The organism is Corynebacterium hiratae (assembly GCF_009708045.1).
Taxonomy (GTDB): Bacteria; Actinomycetota; Actinomycetes; order Mycobacteriales; family Mycobacteriaceae; genus Corynebacterium; species Corynebacterium hiratae.
Genome location: NZ_VIOG01000015.1, coordinates 1 through 16725, shown reverse-complemented (window position 1 = coordinate 16725; position 16725 = coordinate 1). Strand labels below are relative to the sequence as shown.

Annotated in this window: 11 protein-coding genes, 1 tRNA gene and 1 pseudogene; 6 read left to right on the top strand and 7 right to left on the bottom strand. The window is 59.5% G+C overall.

All coding sequences use genetic code 11. From position 1 onward, the window contains the following. Nucleotides 1-45: 45 nt before the first annotated feature. Genes FME68_RS11495 through FME68_RS11485 form a run of 3 tightly spaced genes read left to right on the top strand, consistent with a single transcriptional unit; the run spans nt 46 to nt 3128 of the window. Nucleotides 46-1269, top strand: a complete 1224-nt coding sequence (locus FME68_RS11495) for a cation:proton antiporter (protein ID WP_070510984.1) — start codon at nt 46-48, stop codon at nt 1267-1269. A gap of 13 nt (nt 1270-1282) precedes the next feature. Further along, on the top strand, nt 1283-1894 hold the full coding sequence (locus tag FME68_RS11490) for a DUF1707 SHOCT-like domain-containing protein (RefSeq protein ID WP_232751631.1): 612 nt from the start codon (nt 1283-1285) through the stop codon (nt 1892-1894). Nucleotides 1895-1904: 10 nt separating this feature from the next. Beyond that, entirely contained in the window at nt 1905-3128 is a 1224-nt protein-coding gene (locus FME68_RS11485; RefSeq protein ID WP_010188626.1) for a pyridoxal phosphate-dependent aminotransferase, read from the top strand. Nucleotides 3129-3222: 94 nt separating this feature from the next. Here the strand turns inward: FME68_RS11485 and FME68_RS11480 are convergent, their stop codons facing one another. Next, nucleotides 3223-4590 (bottom strand): HNH endonuclease signature motif containing protein, encoded by a 1368-nt coding sequence (locus FME68_RS11480; RefSeq protein ID WP_158397622.1) that lies wholly within the window; start codon nt 4588-4590, stop codon nt 3223-3225. A 121-nt stretch (nt 4591-4711) separates the two neighbouring features. Between FME68_RS11480 and FME68_RS11475 the strand changes: the two genes are divergently transcribed. After that, nucleotides 4712-5938 (top strand): YibE/F family protein, encoded by a 1227-nt coding sequence (locus FME68_RS11475; protein WP_158397621.1) that lies wholly within the window; start codon nt 4712-4714, stop codon nt 5936-5938. Here the strand turns inward: FME68_RS11475 and FME68_RS11470 are convergent. After that, complete coding sequence (locus tag FME68_RS11470; RefSeq protein ID WP_158397620.1) at nt 5868-7214, bottom strand: UDP-glucose dehydrogenase family protein; 1347 nt, start codon at nt 7212-7214, stop codon at nt 5868-5870. The genes FME68_RS11475 and FME68_RS11470 overlap by 71 nt on opposite strands. A gap of 53 nt (nt 7215-7267) precedes the next feature. Next, nucleotides 7268-7840 carry a dCTP deaminase gene (dcd, locus tag FME68_RS11465; RefSeq protein WP_328287841.1) on the bottom strand — a complete coding sequence of 191 codons (573 nt, stop codon included), beginning with the start codon at nt 7838-7840 and terminating at the stop codon, nt 7268-7270. An 87-nt stretch (nt 7841-7927) separates the two neighbouring features. On the opposite strand from dcd, the gene FME68_RS11460 reads away from it, so the two are divergent. Then, nucleotides 7928-8001: transfer RNA gene (locus FME68_RS11460), tRNA-Gly, on the top strand. 356 nt (nt 8002-8357) lie between these two features. After that, nucleotides 8358-9286 (top strand): annotated as a pseudogene (locus FME68_RS11455) (class C sortase). Nucleotides 9287-9364: 78 nt separating this feature from the next. On the opposite strand, the gene FME68_RS11450 reads toward FME68_RS11455, so the two are convergent. The 4 genes from FME68_RS11450 to FME68_RS11435 all read right to left on the bottom strand — a co-directional run bounded on the left by FME68_RS11450 (nt 9365) and on the right by FME68_RS11435 (nt 16316). After that, entirely contained in the window at nt 9365-12868 is a 3504-nt protein-coding gene (locus tag FME68_RS11450) for a prealbumin-like fold domain-containing protein (protein ID WP_158397619.1), read from the bottom strand. Further along, nucleotides 12868-13719, bottom strand: coding sequence for a SpaA isopeptide-forming pilin-related protein (locus FME68_RS11445; protein WP_083308524.1), 852 nt, complete (start codon nt 13717-13719; stop codon nt 12868-12870). The genes FME68_RS11450 and FME68_RS11445 overlap by 1 nt, the downstream gene beginning before the upstream one ends. 4 nt (nt 13720-13723) lie before the next feature. After that, entirely contained in the window at nt 13724-14632 is a 909-nt protein-coding gene (locus FME68_RS11440; protein WP_439329293.1) for a class C sortase, read from the bottom strand. 193 nt (nt 14633-14825) lie between these two features. After that, nucleotides 14826-16316 (bottom strand): SpaH/EbpB family LPXTG-anchored major pilin, encoded by a 1491-nt coding sequence (locus FME68_RS11435; protein WP_328287839.1) that lies wholly within the window; start codon nt 16314-16316, stop codon nt 14826-14828. Between the last annotated feature and the right edge of the window lie 409 nt (nt 16317-16725).

Here is a 16725-nt window from a genome sequence, read left to right as displayed (position 1 = left end):
GCGCAGGGTAGGCGAGCTTTATATCGCACAGGTACGCTCTACTCCATGCAATCTGACGTGACCTACGTCCTCGCCTCGGGCGAGACCAACTACACCAACTCGCTGGTGTCCTTCGCATGGATTATGGCGGTGGCGCTGCTGGCGCCGTTGGTGTCTCATGCCCTGGGCAAGAAGATGCCGGCCGTGGCGCTGCTGATTTTCTTCGGCATGCTCATCGGCCCATCGATGTTGGACCTAGCAAATGAGGACCCCGGCATCGGGATGCTCAAGGAACTCGGCGTTGGCGCGCTGTTCCTGCTTGCGGGCTTTGAAATTGACCTCGCCACCCTGAAGTCGAAAGAAGCCGCGACGGGGCTCTCCACCTGGCTCATCTGCATGGTGGTGTGTGGTGTTGGTGCCTACTTCCTCATGGACGACATCCCCGGCGCCATCGTCATGGCAATTGCTTTGACGTCGACGGCCCTGGGCACCATCACGCCGATGCTCAAACAGGACAAGCTGCTTGGCACGCGGGTAGGCGATTCCGTGGTCATCCACGGCGCCATCGGTGAGGTCGCGCCGATTACCGCGATGGCGCTCCTTTTGGGAACGCGCTCCACCTGGGCAACGATGCTGATTCTTCTCGCTTTCATCGCGATTGCCGTGGCTGTCGCTGTCATGCCTTTTGCCATAACCACCCTCATGCCGTGGTTCAAGGAAGCATTCATCTCCGGGGCGGGCTCCACTAACCAAACCATCATGCGCCTCATCATTTTGATTCTGGCGATTCTCATGGCGGTCACGGCGGTCTTTGAGCTCGATATCGTGCTGGGTGCCTTCGCGGCGGGCATCATCTTGAACCGCATCGTGCCCGACGAGTTTCATAAGGGCTTGGAGAACCGCCTCGACGTGGTGTTTTATTCCATGCTCATCCCCGTCTTCTTCGTGGTCTCTGGCATGGCGATTGACTGGAAAGTCATCGTGGACGAACCCCTCAAGGTCCTCGGCATTCCGCTGCTCATCTTGGTCACCCGCGGCCTGCCGGTGTTCCTGCGCGAGAACATCCACCAGACCGGCTCCGACGTCGAAACCACCCGCGAGCGCATCCAGGTGGCCCTTTACGCGGCGACCGGCCTGCCCATCATCGTGGCGGTGATGACGCTTGCGGTGGGTTCGGGCATCGTCGATACAGAAATGGCCTCGATCTTCATCGCCGGCGGTGCCCTCACCGTCGCAATCTTCCCGTTCCTCTCCGGCCTCGTGCGCGAAAAGGCGGAAGAAAAGGGCTGATAGAATATAGGGCGTGACTAATCCCTTCAGCATGCGGCTTTCCGACGCCGAACGGACCGACGCCGTCAACGACCTCGCCCAGGCGCTGGGTGAAGGCCGTCTGACCATGGATGAGTTTGAGGACCGCACCGACGCCGTCATGCGCGCCACTACCCGCCGCGAGCTGGCAGAAGTCTTCATGGATATCCCCACCAAGGCCAGCAGCGAGCTGAAGATTTACTCCCAGGGCGACGTCGCGCGCGCCTACCAGTCAACCCGGAAACCCCGCTTGGCCACCGCACTGGTTGGCTCCCTCGGGCTCCTTTTCGGAGCGATCGCATCCTTCGGCACCCTGTCCGGCGCCACCGCCGCACTCACCGGCACCGGCCTACTTTTCCTCATCCCCGCGTTGTGGATCATGCTGTACGTGGCCAAGGTGGGCCCGGAGTCTTGGCACCAGCCCTCAGCGCGGCAGATTGAGCGCCAGCGCATGCGCGAGCTCAAGGCCGCCGGCGCCGAAGAACGCGCGCAGATGCGGGCGTTGGAGCAGGCGCAGTGGGCGGAGAGGCGTCGCCAAGCAAGTGAAATTACCGGGGATGCGATGAATCTTGCCAAACGCAAGCTGAAAGAGTGGAACCAGAAGTAACATATCCGGCATGACTCACAACCGGATTTTTGATCAATCCACCAAACTACAGGGCGTTGCCTACGATATTCGCGGCGAGGTTTCCACGGAAGCCGAGCGCATGGAGCTCGACGGGCACAGCATTCTGAAGCTCAACACCGGCAACCCGGCGGTGTTTGGTTTCGATGCGCCGGATGTCATCATGCGCGACATGATTGCGGCGCTGCCGACCTCGCAGGGCTACTCCACGTCGAAGGGTATTATCCCGGCGCGGCGCGCGATTGTGACCCGCTATGAGCTGGAGGATTTCCCCAGCTTCGACGTCAATGACGTGTACTTGGGCAACGGCGTCTCCGAGCTGATTTCGATGGTGACACAGGCGCTGCTTGACGACGGCGACGAGGTTCTCATCCCCGCCCCTGACTACCCCCTGTGGACGGCGGCGACGTCGCTGGCGGGTGGCACGCCGGTGCACTATTTGTGCGATGAGGAGGATGATTGGAATCCGTCCATTGAAGATATTCGCGCGAAAGTAACGGAGAAGACCAAGGCCATTGTGGTCATTAATCCGAATAACCCGACGGGTGCCGTGTACTCGCGTGAGACCCTGCAGAAAATCGTGGATGTGGCGCGCGAGTATAACCTGCTGATTCTGGCGGATGAGATTTATGACCGCATTCTGTATGACGGTGCGAAGCACATTTCGATTGCCTCGCTGGCGCCGGATTTGCTGACGATTACGTTTAACGGCTTGTCGAAGGCCTACCGCGTGGCCGGCTACCGTGCCGGTTGGATGGTGCTGACAGGCCCGAAGTCCCATGCGCGTGGTTTCATCGAGGGCTTGGATTTGTTGGCGGGCACGCGCCTGTGCCCGAATGTGCCGGCGCAGCACGCGATTCAGGTCGCGCTGGGCGGAAGACAGTCCATTTATGAACTCACCGGTGAGGGCGGGCGCTTGCTCAAACAGCGCAACATTGCCTACGAGAAGCTCAACGAGATTCCCGGCGTGTCCGTGGTGAAACCGATGGGCGCGCTGTACTGCTTCCCGCGCTTGGACCCAGAGGTCTATGAGATTCACGATGACTCGAAGCTCATGCTCGACATCCTGCGCGCCGAGAAAATCCTCATGGTGCAAGGCACCGGCTTTAACTGGCCCACGCCGGATCATTTCCGCGTGGTCACGCTGCCGTGGGCCTCGCAGCTGGAGAACGCGATTGAGCGACTCGGCAACTTCCTGGTGAGCTACCGCCAGTAGCACAGCCGATACCTGAACTTCGCGCGATAGGGTCCACGGCGCAAAGAAAGCACAACACAAACGTGCATGCAGAATCCCTCACCGGCCGGTGTTATCAGTCCGGCGGGGCGGGGCTTCCCGGCTCGGAACGTGTGGATGTCCGTGATTCGGCCGGCTTTGCGGTCTGGGCGCGACGGCTTGTGCTAGGGCTCGCAACGGTGCTTACTGTTTCTTGACGGTTTTCGCGGATGCGCTGGGCGCGCGGCGCGCGGTGCGGATGCGCCGGTTCCCGCGGATCGCGGGGCCCAGCCGGCACCCATTTAATTTTGCCGTCTTCGCGCACGATGCGGCCCCGACCCGGCAAGCCATTGATGGCGTTGTGGTACTTGCACAGCGGGGTGAGGTTTTCGGGGTTCGTTTCGCCGCCTTTTCGCCATTCTGTGATGTGGTGTATCTGAGAGTAATCGGCGCCGCACAGGCACCGGTCCCAGGCACAGGTAGGTTGCTCACCGCTGGCCATGATGCGCTGCTTTTCCGAGGCAACGCGCTGGGTGCGGTGGAGTTCCACGGGGCCTTTGACGCGGTCGACAAGCATGACGAGGCCTTCTTCGGCGAGCTCCCGCTCGATGAGCTCTTGGCCGGTGATTTTCGCGCCGTTGGAGAGCTGAATCACGATATCCCCGAGGTCCGGCGCCGCGGGGTCGCTGATGTCGTGCCCGAATGTCTCATCGCTGGCAGGCTCGTCAGAAGCACTAGACGCGGCGGCGGACTTGGTGGGAGGCATGGCACCCGTGGAGTCGGGGCGCAGGGTAGATGTGGTGGCGGGCTGGGTAGGAGGCGTGCCGTCAGCAGCGGGCGCGGCGGAGTCGGGGCGCGGGGTGGACGGGTCGCCCAAGCGGCCAAGGATTGTGGCGTATTCGGGAAGCTCCATGACGGCGAGGGTCTGGGCCACGGGGCGGGCGAGACGTCCCTCGCGAAACGCGGCGGTAAAGGAACCCACCGGATCCTCCTCATCGATATTGGGGCGCAGGTCCTCGATGAGCGCGGCCGGGGCTGTGAGCGTGAGCTTCGACAGCTCCTTGCCACGGCGAATTGTCACGCCCGGCTTCGGCGCGGGCGGCGGGTTGAGCTCACGAATGCGCTTGCGCGCATAGCGGGCCACGGCCTTTTCATCCCCCGCGATGCCGCACAACTCAATGCGCAGATCCCACGCCTCACGCTGCTTCTTCAACCTTCCCGCGAAGCGTTCAATGAGCAGCAGCGTGGGCAGGGCGTGCCCATTGGCGCGGGCGGCCGAAACGGCACGCGCCTGTTTGCGGGTGAAGGAGGTGGGGGCAAAGTAGACGTCGAAAAGCGCCAGCAAGGAACGCGCCACAGACTCCGGACCCCACGCCCGCAACTGCTCGAAGCTCAGACCCGCAACGCCGGCGACGAGCTCAATGCCCGCCGCCTGGCTGCGAAGATGCGCTTCCACTAGGTTCATGCCAGCCACGCTAAACGCCCCACCCACACCACACAATGGCACCGCTGCCAGCCTGTGGATAACTTGTTGATCGCGTCAGCAATACTTTTCTTTATTATGGAACTCATTCACAATAGTAGGCATGACTAACCTCAGCCCGTGGCGCACGGGGCTCCTCGGACTTCTTGCCATCACGGCCCTCGCAACCCTCGCGGGACTGTTCATCCTCCGCCCCACCAGCGCGCTCACCGAGCACACCAGCCCGGACTTTTCCACCACCTACGCCCTCAACCATCCACAGGTCGAAGGCACCGTGGAGACCGTGGATAACCACCTGTGCTCCGACCCCCACACGGGCCGCGCCTTCGATGAGGCCCCGCTCATCCCCGCCGAGGGCGACGACACCTCCTGCACCCGCGCCCTCATTGACCTAAGCTCCGGCGCTGACGCAGGCCGCAAGACGCAGCTCGTATTCTATGGCGTGGCCAGTGACCCGACCCTCCACCCCGGTGACGAGGTAATTCTGACAGTTTCCAGCGACGGCACCTATGCCTTCGCCGATTTCCAGCGCGCCGGCAACCTTGGCTTGTGGGCGATTATCGCCGCCGTCATCATCATCGCCTTCGCCGCCTGGCATGGGCTGCGCGCGCTGCTGGGTCTCGGCATCAGCTTGGCAATCGTCTTCTTCTACCTCATCCCCTCCCTCATCGAGGGTCATTCCGCGCTGCCGCTGGCGCTCGTTACCTGCGCGGCCATCCTTTTCCTCGCCGTTCCTCTCGTGCACGGCGTGAACTGGAAATCCGCCTCCGCCCTGGGAGGCGCATTGGTGGCGCTAGCGATTTCGGGGGCGTTGGGGTGGGCGTCGATAAGCAGCACGGCACTGACGGGTTCAAGCTCGGAGGATAACCTCAAGCTGCTGCTCTACATGCCGGGGGTTTCCGTCGTGGGCGTGCTGCTGTGCGGGTTCATCATCGGTGCGCTCGGCAGCCTCAACGACATCGCGGTGGCGCAGGCCTCCACCGTGCGCGAGCTCCACGCCGCCGACCCCGCAGCCGGGCCCGGCGCGCTTTTCCTGTCAGCCATGAAGGTGGGCCGCGACCATATCGCTTCCATGGTGTATACCATCGTGCTGACCTATACCGGCGCGGCCCTGCCCCTGCTCATGCTCATCACGGCGGCGCAGCGCCCAGCCCTGCAGATCCTCTCCAGTGACCTCGTCGCCACGGAGGTTCTGCGCTCCCTTCTGGGCGCGATGGCCTTGACACTAGCGGTGCCACTGACCACCGCGATTGCGGCGTTTACTGTGCCGGAAGGACGCGACCAAGCGCCTCGACGGTCCAGCCAACCTCGCGCCAAGCATCGACGCTGAGCACGTTGCGCCCATCGATGATGTGGCGGCGGGCCACGAGCTCGCCGGCCTCAGCCGGGTCGAGGTCGCGGAATTCCTGCCACTCAGTAGCGAGGATGACCAGCTCGGTGTCCTTGAGCGCCTCGCTTGCCGACGCCACGTAGTTCAACGTCGGGAACACCTTCTTCGCGTTCTCCATACCCTGCGGGTCATAGACCGTCACGGCGGCTCCTGCTAGGGAAAGCGAACCGGCCACGGAGAGTGCTGGCGAATCGCGGACGTCGTCCGAGTTGGGCTTGAAAGCGCAGCCCAACACGGTAACGCGGTGGCCCAAAAGGGAACCATCGAAAGCCTGCTTGGCCAGGTCGACGACGCGATCGCGGCGGCGCATATTGATGGCGTCGACCTCGCGCAGGAAGGTCAGGGCCTGGTCCGCGCCCAGCTCGCCGGCACGCGCCATGAAGGCACGGATATCCTTGGGCAGGCAGCCGCCGCCGAAACCCAGGCCAGCTCCGAGGAATTTGCGACCGATGCGCTCGTCGTAGCCGATGGCGTCGGCAAGCTTGACCACATCCGCACCAGCAATCTCGCAGATTTCAGACACGGCGTTGATGAAGGAAATCTTGGTGGCCAGGAAGGCGTTGGCTGAGACCTTGACCAGCTCTGCGGTCTGCAAGTCGGTCACGATGAACGGGGTGTTCTGTGCCAGCGGCTGGGCATAGACCTCGCGGGCGGCTTCTTCGACGTTACTTACACCGTCGGCGAGCCCTGCCTCGCCGACGCCGAGGACGATGCGGTCCGGGGTGATGGTGTCCTTGACGGCGTAGCCCTCACGCAAGAACTCCGGGTTCCAGGCAATCTCCACGCTGGTGCCCTCTGGGGCCAGTTCATCGGCCATCTCCTGCAACCGCGCCGCGGTGCCTACCGGGACGGTGGATTTGCCGAAGATGATGTGCTCGCCTTTGAGGCGCGGTACGAGCTCCGTGATGACAGACTTCACGTAGGTGAGATCCGCGGCGTAGGAGCCGTGGGCCTGCGGGGTGCCAACGCCAAGGAAGTGCACGTTGGCGAACTCCGCGGCGTCGTCATAGCTGGTGGAAAAGTCTAGGCGGCCGGCCTCGATGTTGCGCTCGAGTACCTCTGGCAGGCCAGGCTCGTAGAACGGCACACGGCCGTTCTTGAGAGCTTCAATCTTGTGTTCATCAACATCTACGCCGAGCACCTCGTGGTCGAGCTCCGCCATGCAAGCGGCGTGCGTCGCGCCTAGGTAGCCGGTACCAATCACAGTCATACGCATAACCGGGAATTTTAGGCGCGGTTGACCTGAAGCGCGCGGCGAGAACGAAAAGTTTAGCGGAAGTTCAGATAGGACTTCGATGGCGTCGGCCCGCGCTGACCTTGGTACTTCGAGCCCAGAGCGCCGGAGCCATACGGCGCCTCGGCAGGCGAAGACATCTTGAAGATGGCCAACTGGCCCACCTTCATCCCCGGCCACAGTGAAATGGGCAGGTTAGCGGTATTGGACAGCTCGAGCGTGATGTGTCCGGAGAAGCCCGGATCAATGAATCCGGCCGTGGAGTGCGTCAGCAGGCCCAAGCGCCCCAGGGAGGACTTGCCCTCCAAGCGGCCTGCAAGGTTGGCCGGCAGGGTGAACTTCTCCAGCGTTGCGCCGAGCACAAACTCGCCCGGATGCAGCACGAAGGCATCCCCCTCAGCCACCTCCACCTCGCTGGTGAGGTCCGGCATCTCCTGCTTGGGGTCGATGTGCGTGTAGCGCGAGTTATTGAACACGCGGAAGAACTTGTCTAGGCGCACATCGATGGATGATGGCTGGACCATCTTGGCGTCGAAAGGCTCGATGCTCAAACGCTCGGGAGCATCAGCGGCGATGGCGGCACGGATATCACGATCAGAAAGAAGCACGGTTGATAGTCTACCTCCCCACTGGGCCTTTTATGGCCTCGGACGGCGGCGGTGCTAAGCTTTACGACGATGCACAATCTGCATTGCGCCGACGTAGTTTAATGGTAGAACTGCAGCTTCCCAAGCTGCTGGCGCGGGTTCGATTCCCGTCGTCGGCTCCACTTATCTTTCCAGCTCATGGACTAATTTCATACCTGCAGGATGGACCATGACAGCCCCTATCTTCACGCCGAAAACCACAGCGGAGCTTCGCTCTGAGCGTGAGCATATACTTCAAGTTCTTGCGCCCCGCACAATCGATGAACTCCGCGAACTTCGTGCGATAGATCAAATCCTAACTATCGATGAGGCCATTCTGAATCAGTATGAAGCTCTGTGTTTCGTTATCGGCGACTAGGAACAGATATGGTTTCTCTCAGGACTGCACCTTCCCTAGTCTGAGCTTCTAAAAATCTCTTCAAGCGCCCCACGTCAACTCAAGGGTGCGCGGCAACAGACTCCACACAGGCAGGACACAATGGGCAAGAACGAACCAGCGGGAATCACCGACGCACCCAAGAAAAAAGGCACCAACCACAACGCCATCATCGCGTTGATCCTGATTCTCGTCGGCCTTGGCGTCCTGCTCTACCCCGTCGTAGCCACGCAATGGAACAACTACAACCAGTCCCGCGCCGCGGAAGAGTACGCGAAGCTCGAAAAACAAGCCCCGCCTGAGGTTCTGCACACCGCGTGGGAGGAAGCACAAGCCTACAACGCCGGGTTGGGCCAGATCAGCATCGGCGACGCTTGGACCACCACCGATGACGAAGACTCCCCCGAGTACCAGCGATACCGCCAGTACCTGTCGGTATTGTCTGAGACCGATGCCATGGGTCGCATAGTCATCCCTTCCATCGATTCTGATCTGCCTATTTATCATGGCACGTCGGAGAAGGCACTCTCCCGCGGTGCGGGCCACCTCTACGGCACGGACCTACCCGTCGGCGGGGTGGGGAACGGCGAGGGCCGACACGCAGCACTCTCTGCCCACACAGGTCTACAGAACGCCACGCTGTGGGACAACCTCACCAAGGTCAAAAAGGGTGATGCTTTCTACATCGCGCGCGGCGCGAGAAGCTCAAGTACGAGGTGCACGATATTCGGGTCGTCGAGCCTGCGGACACCAGCTCGCTTCACCGTGAGCCTGGCCAGGACCTCGTTACGCTCATTACGTGCACTCCCTACGGCGTAAATACCCACCGCTTGCTCGTCACAGGCCACCGAGTGCCGATGGATCCCGAAGACGAGGCCGCATTCAACAGCTCGGGTGTTCACTGGCAGTGGTGGATGTGGGCCATCCTGGCTGCCGCTGCCATCATCGTGCTTCTGCTCATCTACTGGTGGCGCAAATATGTCAGCAACGCCAAGGACACCGCGCTTGACGACGACCCGCAAGACTCCTAACCGCCAATGAACATGCAATAAGGCCCGCCCTTCCCTGGAAGAGCGGGCCTTTTCTAAAAGTAGCCGCAAGCGGTGGTTCTATACCCAGCGACGTCGCAAAGCGAGGCACCCTGCCGCGACAATCGCGGCGCCAGCGAGAGCCCACAAGCCAACGCCCTCACCACCGGTCTTGGGCAGTGCGCCCTTGGTGATATCGGCGACCTGAAGGACGCCGATCTTCTTCACGCAATTAGCAGCGGTGTCGGACTCAGCGCACCTATTACTGGTGATCGCAGTCTTTCCGGAGAGCACCTTGATGACTGCATTGCCATTCTGATCCCATTCCGTGGAGAACTTGATCGGCGCGGGCAGCAGGTTATAGCCATTCGGCGCCTTAGTCTCGATGAGGTAGTACACGCCAGGGGCGTCCAAGCCTTCGAGCTTCACACGGCCTGTGGTGGTGGTCGTGGACTGCTTCACCACGGGGTTAGCATCAGTGTTGACGCTGCCATCTGGGTTTAGTTTCAGGTTTCCGTCAGCGTCACCGCGGTGGACGGTGAACTGCGCGCCATCGAGCAACCCGTCGGTTTGAATCTCGCCCGGGTTGTCCGGGTTATAGCTCGCCTTTTCGAGCAGAACGTCCATCGTTTCCTTGGTCTCCAGCGGGATACAGTCAGTATCCTTCCAGCCACCCATTTCTGCCTCGTTCATGAGGCCAAAGTTGGGCTCGTGCAGGCCATCCTTGGTGTAGCAGCGGGTGTTTCCTGCAGGTTGGCTCGGGTAGCCGGCTGGGACGGAGGTGCTGTCCAGTTTTGAGCGATCCAGCTTGAAGCGCACCGTTACCTCGTAGACGTGCTGTCCGGAGCTTCCATTGACGCCCTTGGGCTTAATGATCTTTGGAGTGTCGTTCTTGTTGAGTTCATACGGACCGGCCCCCTGGTACGACTGCGGCTGGCTGGTCTTGTTGAACTCGTCCTTGAAGACCACAGTGGCCCCAGTAACCGTGGCAGCACCAACAAACTTCGGGGTGTCCGTGAGCTTGCCGTAGATCACGTCGTTGGTGTCGAAGCCAGGTGCGTCCGGTGCCTCAACTACGACGTTGTACTTCGCGGTATATTCATTCGCTGCACCAGGAACAGGTTGCGGTGTGCTGTCGACGGCAACCTTATTGAAACAGGCTTCAGTAGCGACGTTGTCATCTTCAGGCGGGCTAGACTCCCCGTCCGTAGCCTGGAAAGCAACCTTGTTCGGACTACATACCGTCTTGAGGTTCCCGTATTCATCTGTTCGCACCGGCGCAGAGACGACATACTCTACCTTCGCGTGCCCTGGAAGAGTACCAACATAGCCCATCATGTATCGGGACTCACCGTCCGCTCCGGATGGGACAATCATGCCTGCATAAATACCAGTTCCCGGCGCAATCTGATCAGGCCCGGGCTTTTGACCGTTGACCTCGGTAGATCCTGCTCCAAATCCCTCGAATTTCGCAGTGGGACCGGAAGCGTTCACTCCATAGTGAGTATCCGTTGGTAGGTATTCCCAGAATGTGCCGCCCGAACTGGTGTTATCCGTGGTGTTTTCCACGGAGATTGTCCAGAAAGTACGCACCTCTCCGTCTACTACTTTGGTTTCAGAGCGTTGCTTCTTCACCGCAATGTTTGATCGCAGCGCTGGCGGCGGCGGAACTAGGTCGGAGGCCGCGTCCGTGTTAAATGAAGCAGGCAGGTTGTTCATTATGTTGACCAACTCGAACGTCGGACTACCGGAATCCGGATTACTGATTTTCAACTCAAAGCCCAGCTGATTCGCATTCGCACTACCCGAGCCAAAACCCAGGTTTCCATTGGAGTAGGTCCACGCCTTGCCCCAAGAAGCAGAGGGGTTCGAGATCGTGCGCCCATCCAAAGTCTTGATGCCGGTGAGATCCCAGGTCGTGATTGCGCCGGTCTGTGTGTCAATGCGTTCGAGGATAAGCTTATCACCTGCCCTGGCCCTACTCTGGAAACCCCACATATACTTCTGGGCTTGCGGGAGCACCGCCCAGTCCTCCGAAAAAGACCGCTGGTTTCCGAACACACGTTCAGCAGTGACTTTGTCGACGTCAACCTTATAAAGGTGCCGAGTACCAGAGGTAGACGTATTGCCCACGAAGAAACCCTCGCTGGTATACACGCCCGCGTTAAGCACATCCCGATCGCCGTTCGTTTCGAAAGGGGTACCGGTGCTTCCGGCCTTTAAAATAGGCCCAAGATTATATACTTCACCGGTTGCCGGATTAATCTGCAGGAGATTTCCTGCAGGGTAGCAGGGATCACCATTTTGACCGCGAATCTGGCTTACCGCATAAAGCCAGTTATCACTCGAGTTGAAGGCGAGGGCGTTGTACACCCAGGGAGTGGACTCTCCCACCTGGCGAAAGTCTCGGCCTTGGTTGACTTGACGGCTCAGAATGGAAGTGTCTCGGCGAAGATCCTTAGGTTCACTGGTTACAACGTAGACAGGGCTACCGTCGGCAAATTCAGCTGGGGTGAGATCGCGCTTTGGCTGTCTGCTTGTAACCGGATCTTGGCACTCCTCTTTCGCAGGAACGGTGAAGGAAGCTGTAAACACTGTATTGGCTGGCCCGCGGTGAACACCCTTAAACTGAATCTGTGCGGTGCCACCAATAGTAATCTGCGGCAGGATGACTTGGTATTCCTTGGCGCTAATCCTTTTGTAGGTCACCTTCGCCTCATACCAACCTCCGTTGGCACCGGTGTAATAGATCGTCAGGTCATCAGGGTTAGTCGATAAATAACTGTTAACGCTGGATTTGAGGGTAACCACCGTGCCTTGCGGAATGGACAGCTGGCCGCCAAAAAGCTCACCGTCCGGAATCTTAAAGTTCGGGATATAGCGGCTTCCCTTGAGCACGTATCCATCGTTTACCATCGTGATGGTGCGGTCGCCTGCAGCGTACGGGGTAATGTTCGGCGCCGCCATCAGACGGGCTGGGGCCGCGTCAACGTCAGCAATATCAAGCGGCTCAGTCACCTCCGAAGGGGCTTCTAAGGCTTCGCTGGATTCAGGTGATGACGTGCTGGTAGTCTCCTCGGCTACTCCACGCACGTCGACGGACATCCCGCTCAGTTCGGATTCCTCTGCGACCGCTGGGATCTTCAGTGAGAAAGCTGCCCCTGCTGGCACGTCAGTAGAAAGGCCAGCGATTCGGAAAGTCACTGAAGAACTGGTTGATTTTACAACGAGGTTGTCTCCTTCGCGGACGGGGATCTCTTCGCCGTCGATAGTCAGTGTGTAGGCCGAGCCTTCGAACTCCAGTCCTGCAGTCTCAACAGTGAATTCCAACTCCTCCACGGTTCCGGCGTCAACAAAGTGGCCTTCAAATGTTGCGGAGTCGCCAACAGTCAGGCTCAGTTGGTCTGCGGAATCGAGCTTGGTGCGCAGGGTTGTGGTTTGTGCTTCGGCTACGGCACCAACGATTCCGGGCAGAGCAGCCGGTGCAGCAACACCAACAACGAGAGCCAGTGCAGCAATGAACGCCGCAAGAGCACGCCAGCGGTACACAACCGGCTCGACCGGATGAGAATCTGTCCAGGACATTAGCGTCCCTCGCTTTCTGAATTCTTCCTACGGCTAAAGGCAATCATCACGAAACCAGTGGCAATCAATGCCAACGCTGCGGCTACTACACCGATTACCTGTGCACCGGTCATCGCCAATGAGCCACCATTGCCCGACGGCGTTACTGGGGTTGAGGTCTTACCGGCACTTGGAGTACCCGGCGGCGTTGTCTCGGGTTGGTGAGGTGGCTTCCCTGGTTTAGTCGGTGGATAGTTCGGAGGTGTTTGCGGGGTATCCGGGCGTGACGGCGGAGCGCTCGGAGCAGATGACGACGTGGGTGGCGTCGGCGTTTCACCCGGTTTGTGGGTCTTAGCCACGATTACTCCTGGTACTGGTTTCGGGTTATCTACCACCGTGTGGAATGGAACCGCCACCACAAACGGGTTTATCTCTCGGTAGGAATCATCCGGCGCTGTAGACGTCACCACATAGAAGCCATGAGCTAGACCATCAAACGTCACCTCGCCATTGGCATTGGTGACCAGATCCACGTGCACATCGGTGCGCCAATCACGAACCTCGTCGAGATTCGCGTTCCGTACGCGGGCTGCGTCGTCAGCGTTGGTCGGGTCCAAGCCGGCAAGCCGGTCCAGATGAATTGTGACACCTTGGATTTTTCCCGAGGGCGCCTGGCCATCGTCGTTGGGATTGCCTTGTGTCAGCCGGATTGTCACTGTATCCGTAGCCGAAGTGCGTTCCGCACCAGTGGACTGCTGCCCGGCAACCTGCACCGCTTCTGCAGCAACGACGCCCGGCCCTGCGAACGCAACCGCACACGCTACTCCGACGGCAACCACTCGGGCCGACCATGCATTTGTCAACCTCTTCATCGCCTTACTCCCGCACGCTACTTTCCTTATTAATAACTTCTTGCACCCCGGTAGCCGCCTTCTGGCGACGCAGCCACCACACCAGCCAGCAACCAATGACAATCACAGCAGCCAACAGTGCGTACATCCACCATTGCCAACCCGGGCCGTGGGAGCCATCAAATACCGACTCCTCCCCCGGCTCCATAGGAACCTGATGGCCACGTACCAACAAGCGATGTGTGTTGATCCCGTACGGGGTGCAGGTAATCAGCGTGACGTAATCCTGATCGGCGACTGGCCGCAGGCCATCAACCTCACTCGGCAGCACCACTTGAATGTTGTCAACCACATACTTCAATTTGTGGCCAGCAACCTGGATGTAGAACACATCTCCCTCGATGGCAGAGTCGAGGTGATCAAACATCGTCGAATTCGCCAGACCGGTGTGCCCCGTGATGACGGAGTGGGTTCCTGGTCCGCCTACCGGCAAATCAGAGCCATACAAATGCCCCAATCCACGCTGCAGTGTCTTATCCGCGGTGCCGTGAAACACCGGTAAATCAACGTCTACCGCTGGGAACACGAGGCGAGCCATCGCTTCGTTCTCGCCCAACTGCTTCAGATAAGCCTCATAGTCGGGATTGTCCACCCCGATACGGTTCAGCCACGGATCCAGAATCGGACCCGACGTATGCTCCTCGTTGTATGCATGCGCAGCATCCCAAACCGAATCCTGCACTTGCGCCGGTGTCTCTTTATCCAGTCGCGCATATTCCTGCGCCACCCTTGAGGCATTCCAATTGTTCCATGCGGTCGAGACCACTGGGTACAGCATGACCAACAACCCGACGACAACAATTACTGCCGGAAGAACTAAGCCTCCACGGCGCCTGTGCCGCCGGCTCGAATCTTGGTCTAACACCGAAGTCAACGACCCGCACCACCCAAATCAATGTCCCACGCGCAAACACCGCGCGACCGGGATAACAACGAGAGAGAAAGAAGGGGACTGCAATCTATGCCTAGCCCAGTCCCCTAACTGGGTCGAGCACCCTACTTTGGTTACCCGACCCCCAGTGCAGACCATCATGGATGGTCTGCACCACCGGAACTATGCCCGGCTATTAGTTACGTGCGGTGCGACGAGCGAACCAAGCACCAGCAGCAACAATCGCTGCGCCAATGGCGGCTAGGATGCCAACACCGGCACCACCGGTCATCGGCAGGTTCGGGGTATCCTGCTTGACGTTGTCAACGTTAGCAACCAGAGTCACCGCGTCGTCACCTTCTCCGGTAGCTGCGATGTCCTTGCGGGTGAAGTTGATCTCCACCGGCTTGTCCAGCTTGGCGTAGCCAGCCGGAGCCTTGGTCTCCTTCAGGCAGAACTTCTTCGCGTCAGTGACCTGTGCGTTGTCTGCGAAGTCAGTGACATGCAGGCCATCGATAGTGAAGGTACCGTCGGCGCCGGTGGTCCACTTACCTACTTCACCAATCTTGATTTGGGAACCCAGGTCAGAGGCCGAGGTGCACTGGTAGAGCTCGAACTCTGCGCCTTCCAGAACCTTGCCGGCTTCCTTGCCGTCCTTCTTCACAACCTTCAGCTTGCCGTGGTAGGTCACGACCTCGTTGGTCTTGTTCTTGACCTCTTTACCGGTATTCGGGTTGTTGAAGATGACGTCAGCCTGGTTCTTCAGCTCAGTGGTGTCGCCAACCTCCTTGCGCTTGACCTCGAAGGTCAGGGACATCTTGTCGCCGGACTCAACCTTGGTCAGGCCCTGGTCAGTCAGCTTGACGATGAGCTTGTTGCTGTTGTCAGCCGGAGTGTTGACCTCGTAGTCACCGGTTTCCAGAACAGTGTCGCCAGCCTTGACCTCGGTAACCTTCTGGAAGTCCAGGCGCTTATCCAGCTGGTCTTCGAAGCGGAAAGCAGTCAGGCTCTTGCCCTCGCCCCAGGTCGGGGCGTAAGCGTTAATGGTGTAGGTGTAACCATCCTGGATGTGCTTATCTGCATCCTTGACGGTCTTCTCAGTCTTGGTCTCGGTGTTCTTTGGGTAGGCCACGACATTGTAGTTCCACGCATCGGAGGCCTCATTGACCATCGGCACCGACACGATGAACGGAGCACCAGACACGATGCCGGCAGGAGCATCGGTCTCCTCAACGAGGTAGATGCCAAGATCCAGGTTCTCGAAAGCCACCTTGCCGTCGTCACCGGTGGTCGTCTCGAAAGTTTCTTCAGTCTCGTGGCCCTTGGCATCGGCAGCCGTCTTCGGGAACTTAGACCAGTCGCCATTCTGCAGGTCGTAGTTCAGCTTGGTGATCTTGTAGGTCACACCAGCGAGCGGCTCACCCTGTACGCCTTCCATCTCCTGGCCGGTAGCTGCATTACCAGACTCGGCACCCTTCTTCTTGTAGAGGGTGATGGAGCCCTTCTTGGAAAAGTCGATGTTGGCCGGGTTAACGGAGGTGCCCGCGGGAGCCTCAGAAGTGGTAGTCGCCGAAGCATCGGCGGCGGTATCGTCCTGAGCCAGGGCGCCCGGAGCGGAGATCCCCAGGGAGAGGCCTACGACTGCTGCGAAAGTGACCGAACGAGCGGTACGAGAGATCTTGTTCACGGAAACAGGTCCTTTACATGAGTTGTGTAATGAGACACCGCGCCTCATCAGCTGTACGCAATCCACTCCCCACGGTTTACACACCATGGCCCGGCCCATCGCTAAGAATCTTTCACCCACATAGAGCGACGTTCCCAAGAAGGTAAGGCACCTACCCGGGCCCCTAGCCTAAGTAACGGTAGCCTGTGGATTACATAGCTAGACCCTATACCTAGAAGAAGAAATGCGATATCGAACAAATGCCCGCTTCCCATAAAACCAGCTAGCCCTCTCAAGTAATCGCCCATTACGTTGTTAGCAGTTCCGCTTGAAGGAGCCCAGGATTCGTACTCCTAGCCCCATGCTGGGGCAGGCTATGTTTATCTGCGTTCCTTCTGCCTTGTGGCAGTGGAACTAGTCGCTGGCTTCG